The following is a 16,518-nucleotide window of genomic DNA, read 5'->3' as shown; positions in this document are numbered from 1 at the left end:
TTTGTCTTTCAAAGAGGGTAGAAAGAAATCATAAATAGTTTCAACAAACATCGATATCTACATCCTCAATAGGTGAAGATTTGAAAGATACAATTTCGATAAAAGTAAAAATCCTTAAATCATAAATAAAATTAATGGATATTAATGAATTGAATACGAAACTCGTGTCTGAATTACGCGAGATTGCGAAAGTTCTGGGCATTCCTGATTCTGAGAAATTAAGAAAACAGGAATTGATTGATCGTATTACCGAAATAGCTAAAGAGGCACAGCCGGAAGAAGTAGCTGAAGATGCTGCCGATTCAGACAGTTCCGATCGACCTAGAAAACGAATGCGAACTGTAAAAGTCGCAGAACCCGTTTCAGTCGGTCGTAAAAAGCCAACAGCTGAGGAGGAACAAATCATATTGGATCTTCCCGTAGCACAGGAAATAGAAAAAGTAGAACAGGTAAAACCTATCATAGAAACCCCTCCAACTAAGTCATCATCCCAAACAGATTTCGATAATGTTATAGTCAACGAAGGCGTCCTTGAAATTATGGCGGATGGTTATGGTTTCTTGCGTTCTTCAGATTATAATTATTTAACATCCCCAGATGATATTTATGTCTCGCAATCACAAATTAAATTATTTGGATTAAAAACGGGAGATAATGTACGCGGTTGTATTCGCCCTCCAAAAGAAGGGGAGAAATATTTTCCTCTTGTTCGTGTGGAAGCAATCAATGGACAAGATCCTGCAGAAGTGCGCGATCGTGTTCCTTTTGATTATTTGACACCTTTATTTCCTGATGAAAAATTAAATCTTGACTTAGGAACAGGAAATTATTCTACTAGGATAATGGATTTGTTTACACCGATAGGTAAAGGTCAACGTGGATTGATCGTTGCTCAACCTAAAACTGGTAAAACGAATTTATTAAAAGAAGTAGCAAACGCTATTGCTAAAAATCACCCGGAAGTTTATTTGATTATTTTATTAATTGATGAACGCCCAGAGGAGGTGACCGATATGGCAAGAAGTGTACGCGCTGAAGTGGTATCGTCTACCTTTGACGAGCCTGCAGACCGTCACGTAAAAATCGCAAACATTGTTTTGGAAAAAGCAAAACGTATGGTTGAATGTGGTCATGATGTGGTTATCTTATTGGATTCTATTACACGTTTGGCAAGAGCGTATAACACCGTAGCACCTGCTTCTGGTAAGATTTTGTCGGGTGGTGTGGATGCGAATGCCTTACACAAACCTAAACGCTTCTTTGGTGCTGCACGTAATATAGAAAATGGTGGTTCATTAACTATTTTAGCAACTGCACTTACTGAAACAGGCTCCAAAATGGATGAGGTAATTTTTGAAGAATTCAAAGGTACCGGTAATATGGAGCTTCAATTGGATCGTAAATTGGCGAATAAGCGAGTTTTCCCTGCTATTGATTTAACAGCATCTAGTACAAGAAGAGACGATCTATTGGTTGACCGTGAAGAATTACAACGTATGTGGGTATTGAGAAATCACCTTGCAGATATGAATTCACAAGAAGCTATGGAATTTTTACTGACGCAAATGCGAGGTACTAAATCCAATAATGAATTTTTAATTAGTATGAATGGCTAAAAAACCATAAGAAATTAATAATTTTAAGCCATCTTTTCGATAAAGATGGCTTTTTTATTTATGAAGAAATATATTCCAAATACGATTACCTCCCTGAATTTATTTAGCGGGTGTATAGCTGTGTTGTTTGTTTTGCAAGGTTCCTATTGGAATGCGTTCTACTGTGTGGTTGCTTCTGGTGTGTTTGATTTTTTTGATGGAATGTCTGCAAGGGCGTTGCATGTGAAATCGTTAATTGGCAAAGAATTGGATTCGTTGGCTGATGTCATTAGTTTTGGATTCGTGCCTGGGGCCTTATTGTATATGCTGTTGAAGAGCCAAGATTTACATCCATATGTGCCTTATTTGGGATTTATAGTTACTGTATTTTCCGCATTGCGCTTAGCAAAATTCAATATTGATACGCGTCAAACAACTGATTTCATCGGAGTAAATACGCCGATGAATACCTTTGTTATTATGTCAATCCCATTTATTGCAGAAAATTACCCAATGGTGTTAAGTCCATATGTTTTGATTCCTGTAATTTTTCTTTCCAGTTTTTTATTGGTATCAGAAATTAAATTGTTCTCGATGAAATTGGATAGCTTGAGCTGGAAGATCAATCAATATAAATACATATTTCTGTTGTTGAGTGTTTTGTTATTGTTTGTATTTAAATTTTTAGCTCTTCCAATTATTTTGGTTTTTTACATCGTACTATCTAAAATACATTTTAATTCAATGAAGAATTAAGCGATTGTTTGATAGTAAGCTTCTAATTCTTGCATCGCTTTTTGGAAATCTACCTTTATTTCTTGAAAAAGAGAATGAATAGGTAAGGAATTTTCATTGGACAATGCTAATTGCTCCAGTTGTTGCATTTTCAACCGTAAATCTGATGCACCAATATATTCCATAGTCGGTTTTATGTGGTGCGCTGAGGCTTTTATGGTTTCGTTGTTATTTTGATTTACAGCTTGTTCTAGGTTTTGGAAATCTTCTACACCTTGAGTAAGGTATAAATTGATCATTTGTTTTACAATATCCAGGTTGTTCATCATACTTGATAAAATCATTTCTGGATTAATAATTTGATATGTACTCATATTAGATTTTGTTGACTTTTAGGTTATCTTCTGATTCTTGTTCTAGTTGTGTGTTCGTTTTTCCAAGTATTGGATGGATCAAGTTGGGAGCGATTTCTACTAAAGGGACTAAAGTGAAATTACGTTTATGTAAATATGGATGTGGGATGATTAAATGGTCGAGTTGTATAATTTCATCGTTAAAATATAATAAATCAATATCAATAATTCTTGCTCCCCAATGTTGTGTTCTTACTCTTCCTAGTTTTTGCTCAATTTGTAAGGCAATAGTTAATACATCTAAAGCGGCTAATGGAGTTTCTAAGGCTAAAACTTGATTGTAAAATTTCGGTTGATCTTCTACACCCCATGCTTCAGACTCATAAATACTTGAAATTTTTGTGACATGACCTATTTGTGTGGAAAGTTCAATGATAGCTTCTTTTAACTGCTGGATTGGATTCCCTAAATTAGCACCAAGTAGGATGTAGACAAAATTCATAGGTTGAATATAGGAATAGTTTAGTATAATTGGAATAATACGTTAAATTTACACTCAACTAAATATTTTGTATGAGATCATTTTTTAAATATGTTTTAGCTACAATTACAGGTATTGTGGTTTCTACACTATTATTGTTTTTTATTGTAGTGGGCATCATAGGTTCAATGGTTAATTCAGTAGGGAGCGGAAAAGAGGCTATCACACCCAATAATGCCGTGTTGTACATTAATTTGGATCATGTGATTACGGAAAAAACTGAACCAAATCCATTTGAAGATTTAGATATGCCAGGATTTAGTGGCGCGAAGAGCTTGGGTTTAAATGATATCCTTGCGCGAATTGAAGCTGCAAAAGCTGATCAAAATATTAAAGGTATATATTTAAATGTTTCAGGCGCAAATGTTGGATTTCCAACGGCGAAGGCTATTCGTGAAGCAATTATAGATTTTAAAAGTTCAGGTAAATTTGTTGTTTCGTTTGCAGATGTAATGACACAAAAGAGTTATTATATAAATGCAGCGGCTGATGAGATTTATTTGAACCCTCAAGGTACCTTGGATTTTAGGGGCTTGGCGACTTCGGTTATGTTTTTTAAAGAAGCATTGGATAAATTGGGCGTTGATGTTCAAATCTTAAAGGTAGGAACTTACAAAAGTGCCGTGGAGCCTTTTATGATGAATGCAATGAGTGAGGCTAATAAGGAACAAGTTAATTCTTATTTAGGAAGTATAAATAAAACTTTTCTAACGGACATTTCAAATTCTCGAAACATTTCTACAGATTCTTTACAGTACATCGCCGATCAATATTTGATTCGTGATCCTGAAGACGCAAAGAAATATGGTTTTGTTAATGATCTGTTTTATAAGGATCAAGTTTTAGACCTTTTGAGAAAGAAATTGGACCTTGCTGAAGGTAAGGAAGTGCCTTATGTTTCTTTAGTGGATTATAAAAATAAAACGAATGCAGGTGCCGCAGGAGCGAGCCGCATCGCAGTTTTATATGCTTATGGAGACATTGTAGATGGAGAGGGTTCTGATGGGCAAATCGGTGGTGATTATTTTTCTAGAGAACTGCGAGCTTTACGTACGGATGATAAAGTGAAAGCTGTTGTTTTGCGTGTGAATTCTCCTGGTGGATCAGCATTAGCCTCTGAATCGATTTGGAGAGAAGTAGAATTGACTAAAAAGGTTAAACCTGTCATCGTATCTATGGGAGATTATGCTGCTTCAGGGGGTTATTATATAGCTGCTGCTGCGGATTCTATTTTTGCTGATCCAACAACAATTACGGGTTCTATTGGTGTTTTTGGAATGATACCTAATTTTAAAAACTTGTTTAACGATAAGTTAGGGATTCATTTTGATGCGGTTAAAACTGCGAAATTTGCTGATATGGATGTGGATATGGATAGAGCGTTGACAGAAGAAGAGAAAACTATTTTGCAAACTGGTGTAAATAAAATATACCAAGTGTTTATGAAACGTGTCGCAGATGGTCGTAAGTTAAGTTTAGCAGCAGTAGATAGCCTTGGGCAAGGTCGTGTTTGGACTGGTGAACAAGCTCTTAAACTGGGTTTAGTTGATAAGTTAGCGGGCTTGGATGAGGCGGTGGAAGCTGCTGCTAGTAAAGCGAAATTAACAGATTATCGTGTTTCTGAATATCCAAGAACAAAAGAACCTTTTGCTAATTTATTGTCGAGTTCGAAAGATAAAATCAAACTTTGGTTTCTAGAGGATGAATTAGGAGCTTATGTGAATTACCTCAAAGAGATAAAGAAAATAACTTCGCAGACGGGTGTTCAGGCAAGGATACCCTATCGTGTCGAGATTTATTAATTTAAAACAAAACGCTGATCTGATTAAGATCAGCGTTTTGTTTTAATTCCATAGGCTATTAAAGAAATGGGATTTTTATTACTAATATACAGGCATAAGGAAAAATGAAAGTTTTTTTTATCTTTAGACTCTAAACTCAACCGCAAGGAATAATATATCATGAAAACTATAGAAGATTTAAATTTTAATGACAAAAAAGCGTTAATCAGAGTTGATTTTAACGTGCCACTTGATGAGAATTTTAATATTACCGACGATAATAGAATACAAGGTGCATTACCTACAATCAATAAAATTTTAAAAGATGGAGGTTCTGTTATTTTAATGTCTCACTTAGGTAGACCTAAAGATGGACCTACAGATAAATACTCGTTAAAACATATTGTAGCTTACTTGTCAGAAGTGCTGGGTGTTGAAGTTCAATTTGCAGACGATTGTATTGGCGAACAAGCAAAAGAAAAAGCAGCGGCTTTAAAACCTGGAGAAGTGTTGTTGTTAGAAAATCTTCGTTTTTATAAAGAAGAAGAAAAAGGTGATCAAGATTTTGCGAAGAAATTAGCTGCATTAGGCGATGTGTATGTAAATGATGCCTTTGGAACAGCGCACCGCGCGCATGCTTCGACAGCAATTATTGCAGAAAACTTCCCTGGAAATAAATACTTTGGCTATTTAATGGCGAAAGAAATTGATAATGCTGAAAAAATACTTAGTCGTCCAGAAAGACCATTTACAGCGATCATGGGTGGAGCTAAAGTGTCTGATAAATTAGAACTTATTGAAGCTTTACTAGATAAAGTGGATAATTTAATTATCGGTGGTGGTATGGCTTATACATTTGTGAAAGCTAGAGGTGGTGAAATCGGTAAGTCATTAGTAGAATTGGATAAATTGGACTTGGCTAATGAATTGGTTAAGAAAGCTGAGGAAAAAGGTGTTAATCTAGTACTGCCTACTGATGCTCAAATCGCTGATCGTTTCGCTAATGATGCGGTCGTATACGATGGTCCTAATGATCAAATTCCTGCTGAATTACAAGGTTTGGATATAGGTGCAGATTCTGCATCGCATTTTGCTGATGTAATCAACGCTTCTAATACCTTGCTATGGAATGGTCCTATGGGGGTATTTGAAATGGAAACATTTGAAAAAGGTACTAGAGCAGTAGCCAATGCGGTAGTTGCAGCAACAGAAAGAGGTGCGTTTTCATTAATTGGTGGTGGAGATTCAGCAGCTGCAGTATCTAAATTTGGTATGACGGAGCATGTGAGCTACGTAAGTACTGGTGGTGGTGCTTTGCTAGAATATATGGAAGGTAAAACACTTCCAGGTGTTAAAGCGATTTTAGATTAGTATATATTATACGAATTCAAATATATGTTAAAGGAGAGCCATTGGCTCTCCTTTATAGTTTATGACGATTGAAACTTGATTAATAACTGTAATTAAAGCTGAAGCTAGGTACGATCTTGCCCTTTGCACTGGGGTGATTAATATAGCTAAATTTGGTGCCTATACCAAAATCGGGTAGTATATATCGAAATAAATTGAAGTCTGCGGATAAACCAATACCAAAGGAAACTGGAGCCATTGTTTTTCTTTGTATATCTTGGTAATCTGCGAAAAAGTACCCATGAAATCGCTTAATGTACGCAATAGAGCTTATCGCCCAGTCCGGATAGGCTATTGGGAAACGGTAATTTAAAAGTAAGGTATTATTAAACTTTCCAGCATTAAATGATGAAAAGCCAGAAACTAAAGGAATTTCGTACATGCCCTCGTACCTCCCTGTGCTGCTTTGATAGGAGAATCTCGCTTGAAATCCATGATTATGAAAGATGCCCGGGAAATAGAAATTCGATTTTAGCACAAACATTTGGCCATCTGCGGCATCTTCAAAAGGCACATGTCTATAGGTGAAATTGATATTTTGACCCCATTTTGGTATTAAATCTAATTGACTTCTTCTGGTATTTCTATTGAAGTACACTAAATAGTTTAAGGGGAAAGAGAATTCATAATTAAAGTTTCTAAGGGTACTGATGCTTAAATCGTATCGCTGCTGATAAGAGGTGCCAAAGCTTAATCCATAGCTGTAAAGCAGGTTTCCTCGATAGATGCTGATCGGGATTTGCATATCGAAACTGTATACGTTTTCTCTAAAATCAAAGCCTATGATTTGATTGCTATTGCCAACTTTAGCTTGACCAATCTGACCTCTGTTTAGGTATTTTAGGGTAAATTTTGGAAAGAACTTATTGTAGGAAATCTCTGCTGAATAATTGCTTTTCTCCATTTCTAGATCATACTCATAGCCTAATTTAAGTTGTGTGGTATTCAACAAATCGTTCGATAACCAGTAAATACTTGGCTTATAATTGTCGAAATTTTCGAAGTTATTTGCACTTATACTTAAGCTATGAAAGTTGAATAAATGACTTAAACTGTTGTAATTTGTTACTTCATAGGCTTTGTCTTTTCCTCTAGATAGGGGTGGATTGAACTCCTTTAATTGCTCATCAATCAGTTTTAAGGAAGATAAATTAGGTTTGAATACAGGCTTATTATCCTGGTCTAATCCTATTGAATTTACCTTATAGCCGTTGTATTGATAGTCGTTATAGAGCAGATTTTCATCCCCATTTACGCTGGGATAGAAGGCTCCAAAGGAGGCGTCGGTGAGTCGATGAATGGTTTTTTGTTCTCGATTATATTCAAAAATATTGTCAATTTTTTCATAATTGGCCTTATAAATGATCCTATCTTTATGGTAAATGGGTCTGTTAAATTCGAAATTTGACCAGTCAAATAGGAGATTCCAGCTTAAATTAAGTAGATCAATTTCTATTAAATTAGTCCCTTTCCCACTCATTGCGATCGCAATAATTTTGTTGTTTTCACTATTTAAATTTGGCTGTTGTATGAAAATATTTACTGGAAAATCAATCAAATTGACGATTTTCTTAGATTTTACATCGATATATATGAGGCTAGATCGATTATTTTTATCTACTTGGATGCTATAGACCTTGTCTTCTTTTTCGTTCAATATAGGGCTGTATAAGCGTGATTTCTTGGATAAGGATTGGATCTTGCCTGTTTCGATATTGTATAATTGAATAATATTGTAGGTTTGTTTACCAAAACGGCCATCCTTTCTGATTTCATCCCAAACAATAAATTTATTTTTCACCTGATAATATGGTGTCAATTGAAAGCCTATATTCACCAGTTTTTCTTCTTTTTCATTGATTTTTCTAATGAGTGCTGGCGTTGTTTGAGGAGATTGTTTGAGGTAAAATAGAGTTCCTGCTGTCGTTGTTTGTGGTAAAAAATAATCGGTAGGAAACCGATTTTTATCAGCTTTTGCTTCGGCAGAAATGCTCGAGTTTGACCAACTTGACCAAGTAGAATCTAGCTGTTTTTGCGACAGTTTATAGAGCTTGTTGATGCGGAGTCCGGTGGTTTTTTTAAGCGCATAATTTAAGTTAAATGGCCTCCATAAATGAGCTCTAATATCCCGCATGATTTCTTCATGAATTCCATACCCATAATGATTCGTGAGGTAGGTGTTTAAGAGGTAACCCGTGAGGTAATAACCTGCAGTATTATCTTTAAAAGAACCCAAGATGTTTTTGTCTAAATTGTACTTTTTGTTCGAAAGTTGATTGGTTCGATAGGGCATCATCCAGGAAGACGACCTTCCTCTACCGCCATTGGAATATTGAGTTTCTATCGAAACGGCGTCCCCTTCAAAGTACCATGCTGGAAGATGAAGTCCGTAAAAAGCTAGGGCTAATTGTTGTAAAAAAGGACCTTGAATACGACCTGTCAATTTGTCAAATTGAGCAACATGCCGCAATTCATGAATGACTAAATTAGGTAACCATTCTGTGTTGTCACTTGCAGGGCCAGGTGTAGTAAATGCCTCTACTTTTCTAGGTGCAAGTTGTGCAAAACCATTTTGTTCGATGTGGTTGCTTTGCAAAATTATCGAAATCTTTTTAGGCTTTACTTTTAAATCTTGACTTGTCCTGATGAGCATACTATCAATTTGCTCAGCGAGTAGGAGGGCAGAGGATTGGAATTCTATGGGGAAAATAAGTTGAAAATCTGGACTGTTAATTTGCTTCCATTTAATGCTCGAATGCGCTTGTTCATTGTCTATTATTTGCGCATTTAAAATAGGTAAAGGTAATATTGAAAGAAAAGAACTTAAAATACTGAATATTATGAGTTTATATAGACTATTTTTGATCATATTTATGGTTTGCTAAATATATTAGTAGAAATAACCTTATTTTATTGAATGATGTGTTTAATAAATGTTATGTAATGAATTGATAAAAAGAATTATATGATTAATATTAAGTTTGTTAAAATATTCAATAAATCAGGTCTATTACGCGTATTTTATACAGTTTTAAAAGACTTCCATAGAAATATTTTGCTACGAATAATGCGCGATTAAATGTATGAAATATTAAATTTAAAAACCGTATTAGTTGTGATTTTTTAAAGAATTTTTCCTTGGATTATTTTGAGCGATTTTAGGAAGGAGAAAGTCCGTCGATATTTTCAACTTTCGTGGACGTGTAAAAATAGACTCTATATTTACCGTTTGACAGTTGAACTTTGTACCCTAGTAAGTTGGTTTATGTAAGCATCGGTTTTAAGTCATTGCCTAGATTCCAATTGCAATAACTCTTAAATGACAAACTGACATGTATTTTGTTTTTAGGCCTGAACAATCCCTAGGCTCAGAAGCCTAATTTTTAGCTGAATCGCTTAAGTTGAAAAGGAATAAAAGGCATGATTTTTTCAATGGAAAAAGAAGGAATGCTTAGTAAAAATTTAATTATTTATTTACAGTAAAAAAAGCGACTTTTGCAAAAATGATTTTTTAGCACCAATGTAGGATTGAATAAATAAAGGAGTCGTATGGAAGAATTAGCAATGCTTGTAGCACATGTAGAGCAACTGATTGATCGTGGTGACCGAGCCGAGCTTGCAGAATATTTGAACGAATTGAACATTTCTGATGTTGAAGAGCTCATCGATGAACTTCCAGAAAGTGGCCCTTTATTTCTTGAAATTTTAAGCCTCAAAAGGGCGGTTAACGTTTTCCGAATTCTAGACTTTCCAACTCAGGAAAGGATCGTCAAAAAACTTCCAAATTCTAAGATCAGAGAACTCTTAAATGAGATGCCTCCAGATGACCGGACTTCCTTCTTTTCGGAGTTGTCGGGCGATGTGGTCAAGCGACTCATTATTCTGTTGACACCTGAAGAACGAAAAGAAGCCTTGTCTTTATTGGGGTATCCAGAAGATTCCGTCGGTCGTTTGATGACGCCCGATTATATCACGGTAAAAGAACATTGGACCATGCCTCGTGTATTGGATCATATTCGTCGCTATGGAAGTGCCTCAGAAACGATCGATGTATTATACGTCATTAATGCCGAAGGAAAATTGATAGACGATATTCGGATAAAAGATGTTCTCGTTGCAGAGCCCGATACGATAGTTTCGGACTTGATCGATAATCGACTGATTTCCCTATTAGCAAATGCACCCCAAGAAGAGGCCGTGACCATCTTCCGGATGAACAATCGAGTAGCCTTGCCGGTGGTAGATGAAAATGACATCATGTTAGGGATCGTGACCATTGATGATATACTTTGGGTTGCCAACGAAGAGTACACGGAAGACATGCAACGGTTAGGGGGTACAGAGGCCTTGGACGAGCCTTACTTGGATGTGTCGGTTTTTCATTTGGTGAAGAAAAGAGCAGGTTGGCTGATCGTGTTGTTTTTAGGGCAGCTGTTGACGTTTTTCGTACTCAAGAACTACGAGTCTAAGTTCAATGCACTTCTTGTTATCCTGATGCCTGTAATCATGTCTAGCGGAGGGAACTCAGGTACCCAAGCATCATCCCTGATTATTCAAGCGATGGCTATGGGCGAAGTGACTTTAAGAGATTGGTGGTTTGTCATGCGCAGGGAGATATTATCGGGTTTACTCTTAGGATTAATATTGGGCGTGTTAGGATTTTTGAGAATTGCTACAGAAGAAGCATTTCAACATGCTTATGGAGAATATTGGTACTTGGTCGGTACAGCAATCGGGCTTTCTTTAGTGGGCGTGGTATTGTGGGGCTCTTTGGTTGGAGCGATGCTTCCATTTATTTTGCGAAGATTTGGTGCTGACCCAGCAAGCTCATCCGCTCCATTTGTATCCACGATTTTGGACGTAACCGGTTTAATTATTTATTTTTCATTTACAACTTTCATACTAGGCGATCTGCTATTTTAATTATTCCTGTTGGTTCTGAATAACTTGCATAATTTGATAAAAAAATATTTGCACTTTTCATTGAATCTTCCGATAATTGCATCACCAAAACAAAAGGGAATAACAAATTCCTGAATAGCTCAGTTGGTTAGAGCATCTGACTGTTAATCAGAGGGTCGCTGGTTCGAGCCCAGCTTCAGGAGCAAAAGAAGAAAGGTCATCATTCATGGATGACCTTTTTTTATGCCTTTTCTTTTTCCATTTTTCGTTCCCAATATTTTTATTTTAGGAGGCAATCCTTAAGCGATATGATATTAAAATATACACTATACTAATTTTTTGTAACTTTGATTTTGAATATGAAAATCTTTTCATCAATCATGGCCATTTATATGTTGGTATTGTTTTTAATACCATGCTCTGATTCGTTTGAACAAGATGCGCTAAATTATCCAACAAATTCCCAAGAACTTTCCGATCAAGGAGTACATCAGCACAAGGAGCATTCTGATTTCTGTTCCCCATTTTGTGTTTGCGGTTGTTGTGGTGTATTGTCCGCTGTTTTTCATCACTGGAATTTTAATACATTTGATTTCAAGGTAAAATCCTTCGATTTACCTAAAACAGAAGCTAGCTATAGTTTCATTTATATCCCTTCCTACATGGCTGAAATATGGCAGCCGCCACAACTTATCGTTTAATTTCATAGAACAATGCATTCTCATGTTTGTAGTTTACCTACAGGCATAATTTGCTGTATTTAGCTTGAAGCATCGAGTTTTCTAATGCTTAAGCAGGTTGTTTTAACTAATTATTTATTTAATTAATTATCAATACGTTGTGTTAGATCAGATTATAAAATTTTCTATAAATAATAAGTTTATTATTGGATTAATGACCTTATTACTAATTATTTGGGGTGTATGGAGTGCTAGTAAAATACCCATCGATGCGCAACCTGACATTACCAATAACCAAGTACAAATCATCACCTTATGTCCTACTTTGGCAGGTCAGGAAGTCGAGCAGTTAGTTACATTTCCTGTAGAACAGAGTATAGTAAACCTTCCAAAGGTCGAAGAAATCCGTAGTATATCCAGGTTTGGACTTTCGGTAGTCACGGTAGTTTTCGAAGATGACCTCGATATTTATTTTGCCCGGCAGTTGGTCAATGAAAAATTGAAAGAAGCAGAGGAAGAAATTCCAGACGGCATAGGAGTGCCTGAATTATCACCTGTAAGTACCGGTTTAGGGGAAGTATATCAATACATCTTGCATCCTAAAAAAGGAAGTGAATCAAAGTATTCTGCAATGGATTTACGGACGATGCAAGATTGGATAGTCGCAAGACAGCTGTATGGCACCCCAGGTGTTGCAGAGGTGAATAGTTTTGGGGGGCAATTAAAGCAATACGAGGTCTCTGTAGACCCCGAAAGGCTAAAGGCGATGGATATCTCCATTTCAGAAATATTCGTTGCCCTAGAGGCTAACAATCAAAATACGGGCGGTGCATATATTGACAAGAAACCCAATGCCTATTTCATACGTGGCGTAGGTTTAGTCAGCAGTTTGGAAGATGTAGGAAATATTGTGGTTAAACAGTTGGGATCTGTTCCTGTTTATGTAAAAGATGTTGCTACCGTGCAATTTGGATATGCTACTCGTTATGGCGCCATGACCTACAATGGGGAAGTGGATGCCGTAGGAGGCATAGTGATGATGTTGAAAGGCGAAAATAGTGCTGCAGTGGTCAATCGAATTAAGGAGAAAATACCAATCATTCAGCAATCTCTTCCCGAAGATGTAGTCATCGAGCCTTTTTTAGATCGAACAGATTTAGTAGGTCGAGCGATCAGTACCGTTCAGCGCAACCTCATCGAAGGCGCGTTAATAGTCATTTTTGTGTTAATCATCTTTTTGGGCAATATGCGTGCAGGTCTCATTGTAGCTTCTGCCATTCCACTTTCCCTCTTATTTGCTTTAGCGATGATGCGCCTTTTTGATGTGAGTGCTAACCTGATGAGCCTTGGGGCCATTGATTTCGGTTTAATTGTAGACGGTTCATTGATAGTCGTCGAAGCCACCATGCATCATCTAGGCTTGCGAAAAGGCACACATCAGCTCAGTCAAAAAGAGATGGATGAGGAAGTGTATGAGTCAGCTCGGAAAATTCGAAACAGTGCTGCATTTGGTGAAATTATTATTCTGATCGTGTACATTCCTATTTTAACTTTAGTAGGCATCGAAGGGAAAATGTTTGCACCAATGGCTCAAACAGTAGGATTTGCAATTCTAGGCGCTTTAATCTTATCCTTCACATATATTCCTATGATGAGTGCCCTATGCTTGTCTAAGAAGCCAAAGGTCAAAAAGAACTTTTCCGATAAAATGATGGAGAAATTGCAGCAGCTTTACCAACCCATGTTGGCTAAAGCTATTCGATTTAACTATTGGATTATTGGTTTCTCTATTGTTTTGTTTAGCATCAGTATCCTGCTTTTTAACCGTATGGGAGGCGAGTTTCTGCCAAAATTAGGCGAAGGAGATTTTGCTTTTCATTGTATTTTACCACAAGGGACTTCCTTAAGTCAAAGTTTAGAAACCTCCATGCAAGCCTCTAAAATTTTAAAGCAGTTTGACGAAGTAAAGATGGTCGTAGGTAAAACGGGTGCTGCAGAAGTACCAACCGATCCTATGCCTCCTGAAGCAACGGATATGATGATCATATTAAAGCCTCAAAAAGATTGGAAAACTTCCAAAAGCTACGATGAATTAGCCAATGAGATGATGGAGAAATTGGAAGTAATCCCTGGAGTGTTTTTTGAAGCTAATCAACCCATTCAGATGCGATTTAATGAGTTGATGACAGGGATAAGGCAGGATGTTGCTGTTAAAATATTTGGAGAGAATCTAGATTCGTTATTACAATACGCCAATCAAGCACAAGCGATTATTCAGCAAATAAATGGGGTGACGAGCCCTCAGGTGGAGCGAGTTGCGGGTCTTCCGCAGATTAATATTGAATATGATCGGGTACGTTTGGCAAATTATGGGCTAACAGTAAATCAAGTCAATGACTTAATCAGTACCGCCTTCGCTGGTAAAAAAGCCGGTGTTGTTTACGAAAATGAAAGAAAATTTGATCTCGTCGTTCGATTAGATAAATCCTATCGAAGTTCCATTGATGACGTCAATAATTTATTCATCAGCCTAGCCAACGGCGAGCAGATTCCTTTATCGCAGGTCGCAAATGTTGACTTTAAATTAGGGCCTGCGCAAATTAGTAGAGAAGGTGGCAAAAGACGTATATATGTAGGTTTTAACGTGCAAGATCGCGATGTAGCAAGTGTGGTAAAAGAAATCCAAGAAAAATTGGCTAATCAAGTCAAACTACCAAATGGGTACTATTTTACCTATGGGGGCCAATTTGAGAATCTTCAAAAAGCTTCCAATCGGCTATTGGTTGCAGTACCTATTGCGTTATTGCTCATCTTCATTCTTTTATATTTCACTTTTCGGTCTTTCAAAGAGGCTATATTGGTTTTTACTGCAATTCCGATGAGTGCTATCGGAGGCGTGTTTTCCCTGTTGATTCGAGATATGCCATTTAGTATCTCTGCAGGAGTGGGTTTTATTGCTTTATTTGGAGTAGCAGTATTAAATGGTATCGTGTTAATAGCCACTTTTAACCGATTGGAAAAAGAAGGATGGAAGGATATCATACCTCGAATTATGGAAGGGGCGAAGTTAAGACTACGACCCGTACTAATGACTGCTGCCGTTGCCTCCTTAGGATTTTTACCCATGGCATTAAGCAATTCTGCAGGAGCTGAAGTACAAAAGCCCTTAGCCACCGTGGTCATCGGTGGATTAATTTCTGCGACTGCATTAACCTTATTTGTTTTACCCTTATTGTATTTGGTAGTTATGCGTGTAAAAAATAAACCCTTTCGTTCAGGGCTTGCAAAATTAGGAATTCTCCTTGCACTATGTGTCGGGTTTAGTGGCATGGAAAGTGCTTCAGCGCAGGAAATAACATTAAGTCAAGCCATAGATAGTGCCTTGAAAAACAACAGTAACCTACAGGCAAAGACTTTAGCTATAGCTTCTTCAAAACAGTTAATTTCTTCAAGTTTCGAATTGCCTAAGACGGATGTTCAGTTTCAATATGGAAATACTGATGGATTTGAAAAGAACGATGGTATTCAAATTGCGCAGAGCATTCCCTTTCCAGGTTTATTCTCTGCCAAAAGAAAGTTGTTTAAGGAGGAAGTGAAAAACAAAGAACAACAAAAAAAATTATCGGAACAGGAACTATCAAAACAAGTAAGAACTACTTATTCTGATTTAGCATATTATTTACACAATGCCGACGTTCTAAAAAAACTGCTGGAAATATATGAAGATTTTATTCGTGTGGCCGAACTACGGTACAAAACTGGAGATATAGCAAAGTTGGATGTGAATACAGCCATTACTAAAAAAGGAGAAATCAATTTGCTTGTTCAGCAAAATGAAGTATTTCGGGAAAATGCATTTCAACAATTGCAACTCTTGACAGGAATAACTTCTGATTTTAAAATTGCATTAGATGCAAACTATGAACCTAGCTTATTGACAGAGAATTTGAGCGAGCAAGATATTTCCAATCATCCCAGTATACAGCTGTTGTTGCAGGAAGCAATCGTTATGGAACAGCGAAAACAAGTGGAGCGCACATCTGGGCTGCCAGAACTTACTTTAGGCTATAACAATATTTCCTTAGTCGGCAATCATCGTAAAAATGGAGTAGAACAATTTTATGGTCGAGGACAACGATTTAACTCCTTTCAAGTTGGACTCTCCCTACCATTGACTTATGGGGCTACTAAGTCGAGAATGAAATCCATTGACCTGCAAAAGCAGGCTTTGCAATCCGATGCAAAGTGGCAGCGACATCAACTCTCTACAGCACTTAGGACTGCTTTAAATCAATATGAACACTATTTGGTTCAGTACCGTTATTTTAAAGATCAGGCGTTAACCAATGCTGCTGAAATGATCAAGGCCGCTCAATTGGGTTATCGTACAGGAGAAATTTCTTATGTTACTTATCTGTATACCCTACAAACGTCTACCGATATCCAATTAAATTATTTAAAAAGTATTCAGCAGATCAATGAGTCTGTTGCATTAATCCAATTCATCATTAACAACTAATA

At 36.8% G+C, this 16,518-nt stretch carries 10 protein-coding genes and 1 tRNA gene; 8 read left to right on the top strand and 3 right to left on the bottom strand.

The window, feature by feature from the left end:
• Positions 1-134 precede the first annotated feature (134 nt).
• Both rho and pssA read left to right on the top strand, forming a co-directional pair.
• Positions 135-1,616 (top strand): transcription termination factor Rho, encoded by a 1,482-nt coding sequence (rho, locus tag ACFRAE_RS02025; RefSeq protein ID WP_422795444.1) that lies wholly within the window; start codon positions 135-137, stop codon positions 1,614-1,616.
• Positions 1,617-1,661: 45 nt separating this feature from the next.
• Positions 1,662-2,351, top strand: coding sequence for a CDP-diacylglycerol--serine O-phosphatidyltransferase (pssA, locus tag ACFRAE_RS02020; protein ID WP_422795443.1), 690 nt, complete (start codon positions 1,662-1,664; stop codon positions 2,349-2,351).
• Here the strand turns inward: pssA and ACFRAE_RS02015 are convergent.
• Complete coding sequence (locus ACFRAE_RS02015) at positions 2,348-2,704, bottom strand: Hpt domain-containing protein (RefSeq protein WP_422795442.1); 357 nt, start codon at positions 2,702-2,704, stop codon at positions 2,348-2,350. The genes pssA and ACFRAE_RS02015 overlap by 4 nt on opposite strands.
• Position 2,705: 1 nt before the next feature.
• Positions 2,706-3,185 carry a 2-amino-4-hydroxy-6-hydroxymethyldihydropteridine diphosphokinase gene (folK, locus tag ACFRAE_RS02010; RefSeq protein ID WP_422795441.1) on the bottom strand — a complete coding sequence of 160 codons (480 nt, stop codon included), beginning with the start codon at positions 3,183-3,185 and terminating at the stop codon, positions 2,706-2,708.
• A 71-nt stretch (positions 3,186-3,256) separates the two neighbouring features.
• Here folK and sppA point away from each other — a divergent pair, with 71 nt between their 5' ends.
• Positions 3,257-5,026, top strand: a complete 1,770-nt coding sequence (sppA, locus tag ACFRAE_RS02005; protein ID WP_422795440.1) for a signal peptide peptidase SppA — start codon at positions 3,257-3,259, stop codon at positions 5,024-5,026.
• Positions 5,027-5,185: 159 nt separating this feature from the next.
• Positions 5,186-6,376: a phosphoglycerate kinase gene (locus tag ACFRAE_RS02000; protein WP_422795439.1), complete on the top strand. Its 1,191-nt coding sequence runs from the start codon at positions 5,186-5,188 to the stop codon at positions 6,374-6,376.
• Between the two features lie 79 nt (positions 6,377-6,455).
• On the opposite strand, the gene ACFRAE_RS01995 is transcribed toward ACFRAE_RS02000, so the two are convergent.
• On the bottom strand, positions 6,456-9,284 hold the full coding sequence (locus ACFRAE_RS01995) for a hypothetical protein (RefSeq protein WP_422795438.1): 2,829 nt from the start codon (positions 9,282-9,284) through the stop codon (positions 6,456-6,458).
• Between the two features lie 680 nt (positions 9,285-9,964).
• Between ACFRAE_RS01995 and mgtE the strand changes: the two genes are divergently transcribed.
• The 4 genes from mgtE (at position 9,965) to ACFRAE_RS01975 (ending at position 16,516) form a co-directional block, all read left to right on the top strand.
• A complete protein-coding gene (gene mgtE / locus ACFRAE_RS01990; RefSeq protein ID WP_422795437.1) occupies positions 9,965-11,338 on the top strand; it encodes a magnesium transporter in 1,374 nt (457 codons plus the stop codon).
• Positions 11,339-11,446: 108 nt separating this feature from the next.
• A tRNA-Asn gene (locus ACFRAE_RS01985) sits at positions 11,447-11,520 on the top strand.
• Between the two features lie 156 nt (positions 11,521-11,676).
• Positions 11,677-12,018: a DUF6660 family protein gene (locus tag ACFRAE_RS01980; protein WP_422795436.1), complete on the top strand. Its 342-nt coding sequence runs from the start codon at positions 11,677-11,679 to the stop codon at positions 12,016-12,018.
• Between the two features lie 139 nt (positions 12,019-12,157).
• Positions 12,158-16,516, top strand: a complete 4,359-nt coding sequence (locus ACFRAE_RS01975) for a CusA/CzcA family heavy metal efflux RND transporter (protein ID WP_422795435.1) — start codon at positions 12,158-12,160, stop codon at positions 16,514-16,516.
• Positions 16,517-16,518 lie beyond the last annotated feature (2 nt).

This window comes from Sphingobacterium sp. HJSM2_6 (assembly GCF_049316305.1).
Classification (GTDB): Bacteria; Bacteroidota; Bacteroidia; order Sphingobacteriales; family Sphingobacteriaceae; genus Sphingobacterium.
The sequence above is the reverse complement of the archived record's forward strand: the minus strand, read 5'-3'. Positions and strand labels throughout refer to the sequence as shown.

Bases quoted from the DNA above. Each gene is read 5' to 3' on its own strand.
- ACFRAE_RS02000 (WP_422795439.1), top strand. From the start codon at position 5,186: ATGAAAACTATAGAAGATTTAAATTTTAATGACAAAAAAGCGTTAATC.
- ACFRAE_RS02015 (WP_422795442.1), bottom strand. From the start codon at position 2,704: ATGAGTACATATCAAATTATTAATCCAGAAATGATTTTATCAAGTATG.
- mgtE (WP_422795437.1), top strand. From the start codon at position 9,965: ATGGAAGAATTAGCAATGCTTGTAGCACATGTAGAGCAACTGATTGAT.
- ACFRAE_RS01980 (WP_422795436.1), top strand. From the start codon at position 11,677: ATGAAAATCTTTTCATCAATCATGGCCATTTATATGTTGGTATTGTTT.
- pssA (WP_422795443.1), top strand. From the start codon at position 1,662: ATGGCTTTTTTATTTATGAAGAAATATATTCCAAATACGATTACCTCC.
- sppA (WP_422795440.1), top strand. From the start codon at position 3,257: ATGAGATCATTTTTTAAATATGTTTTAGCTACAATTACAGGTATTGTG.
- rho (WP_422795444.1), top strand. From the start codon at position 135: ATGGATATTAATGAATTGAATACGAAACTCGTGTCTGAATTACGCGAG.
- ACFRAE_RS01995 (WP_422795438.1), bottom strand. From the start codon at position 9,284: ATGATCAAAAATAGTCTATATAAACTCATAATATTCAGTATTTTAAGT.
- folK (WP_422795441.1), bottom strand. From the start codon at position 3,185: ATGAATTTTGTCTACATCCTACTTGGTGCTAATTTAGGGAATCCAATC.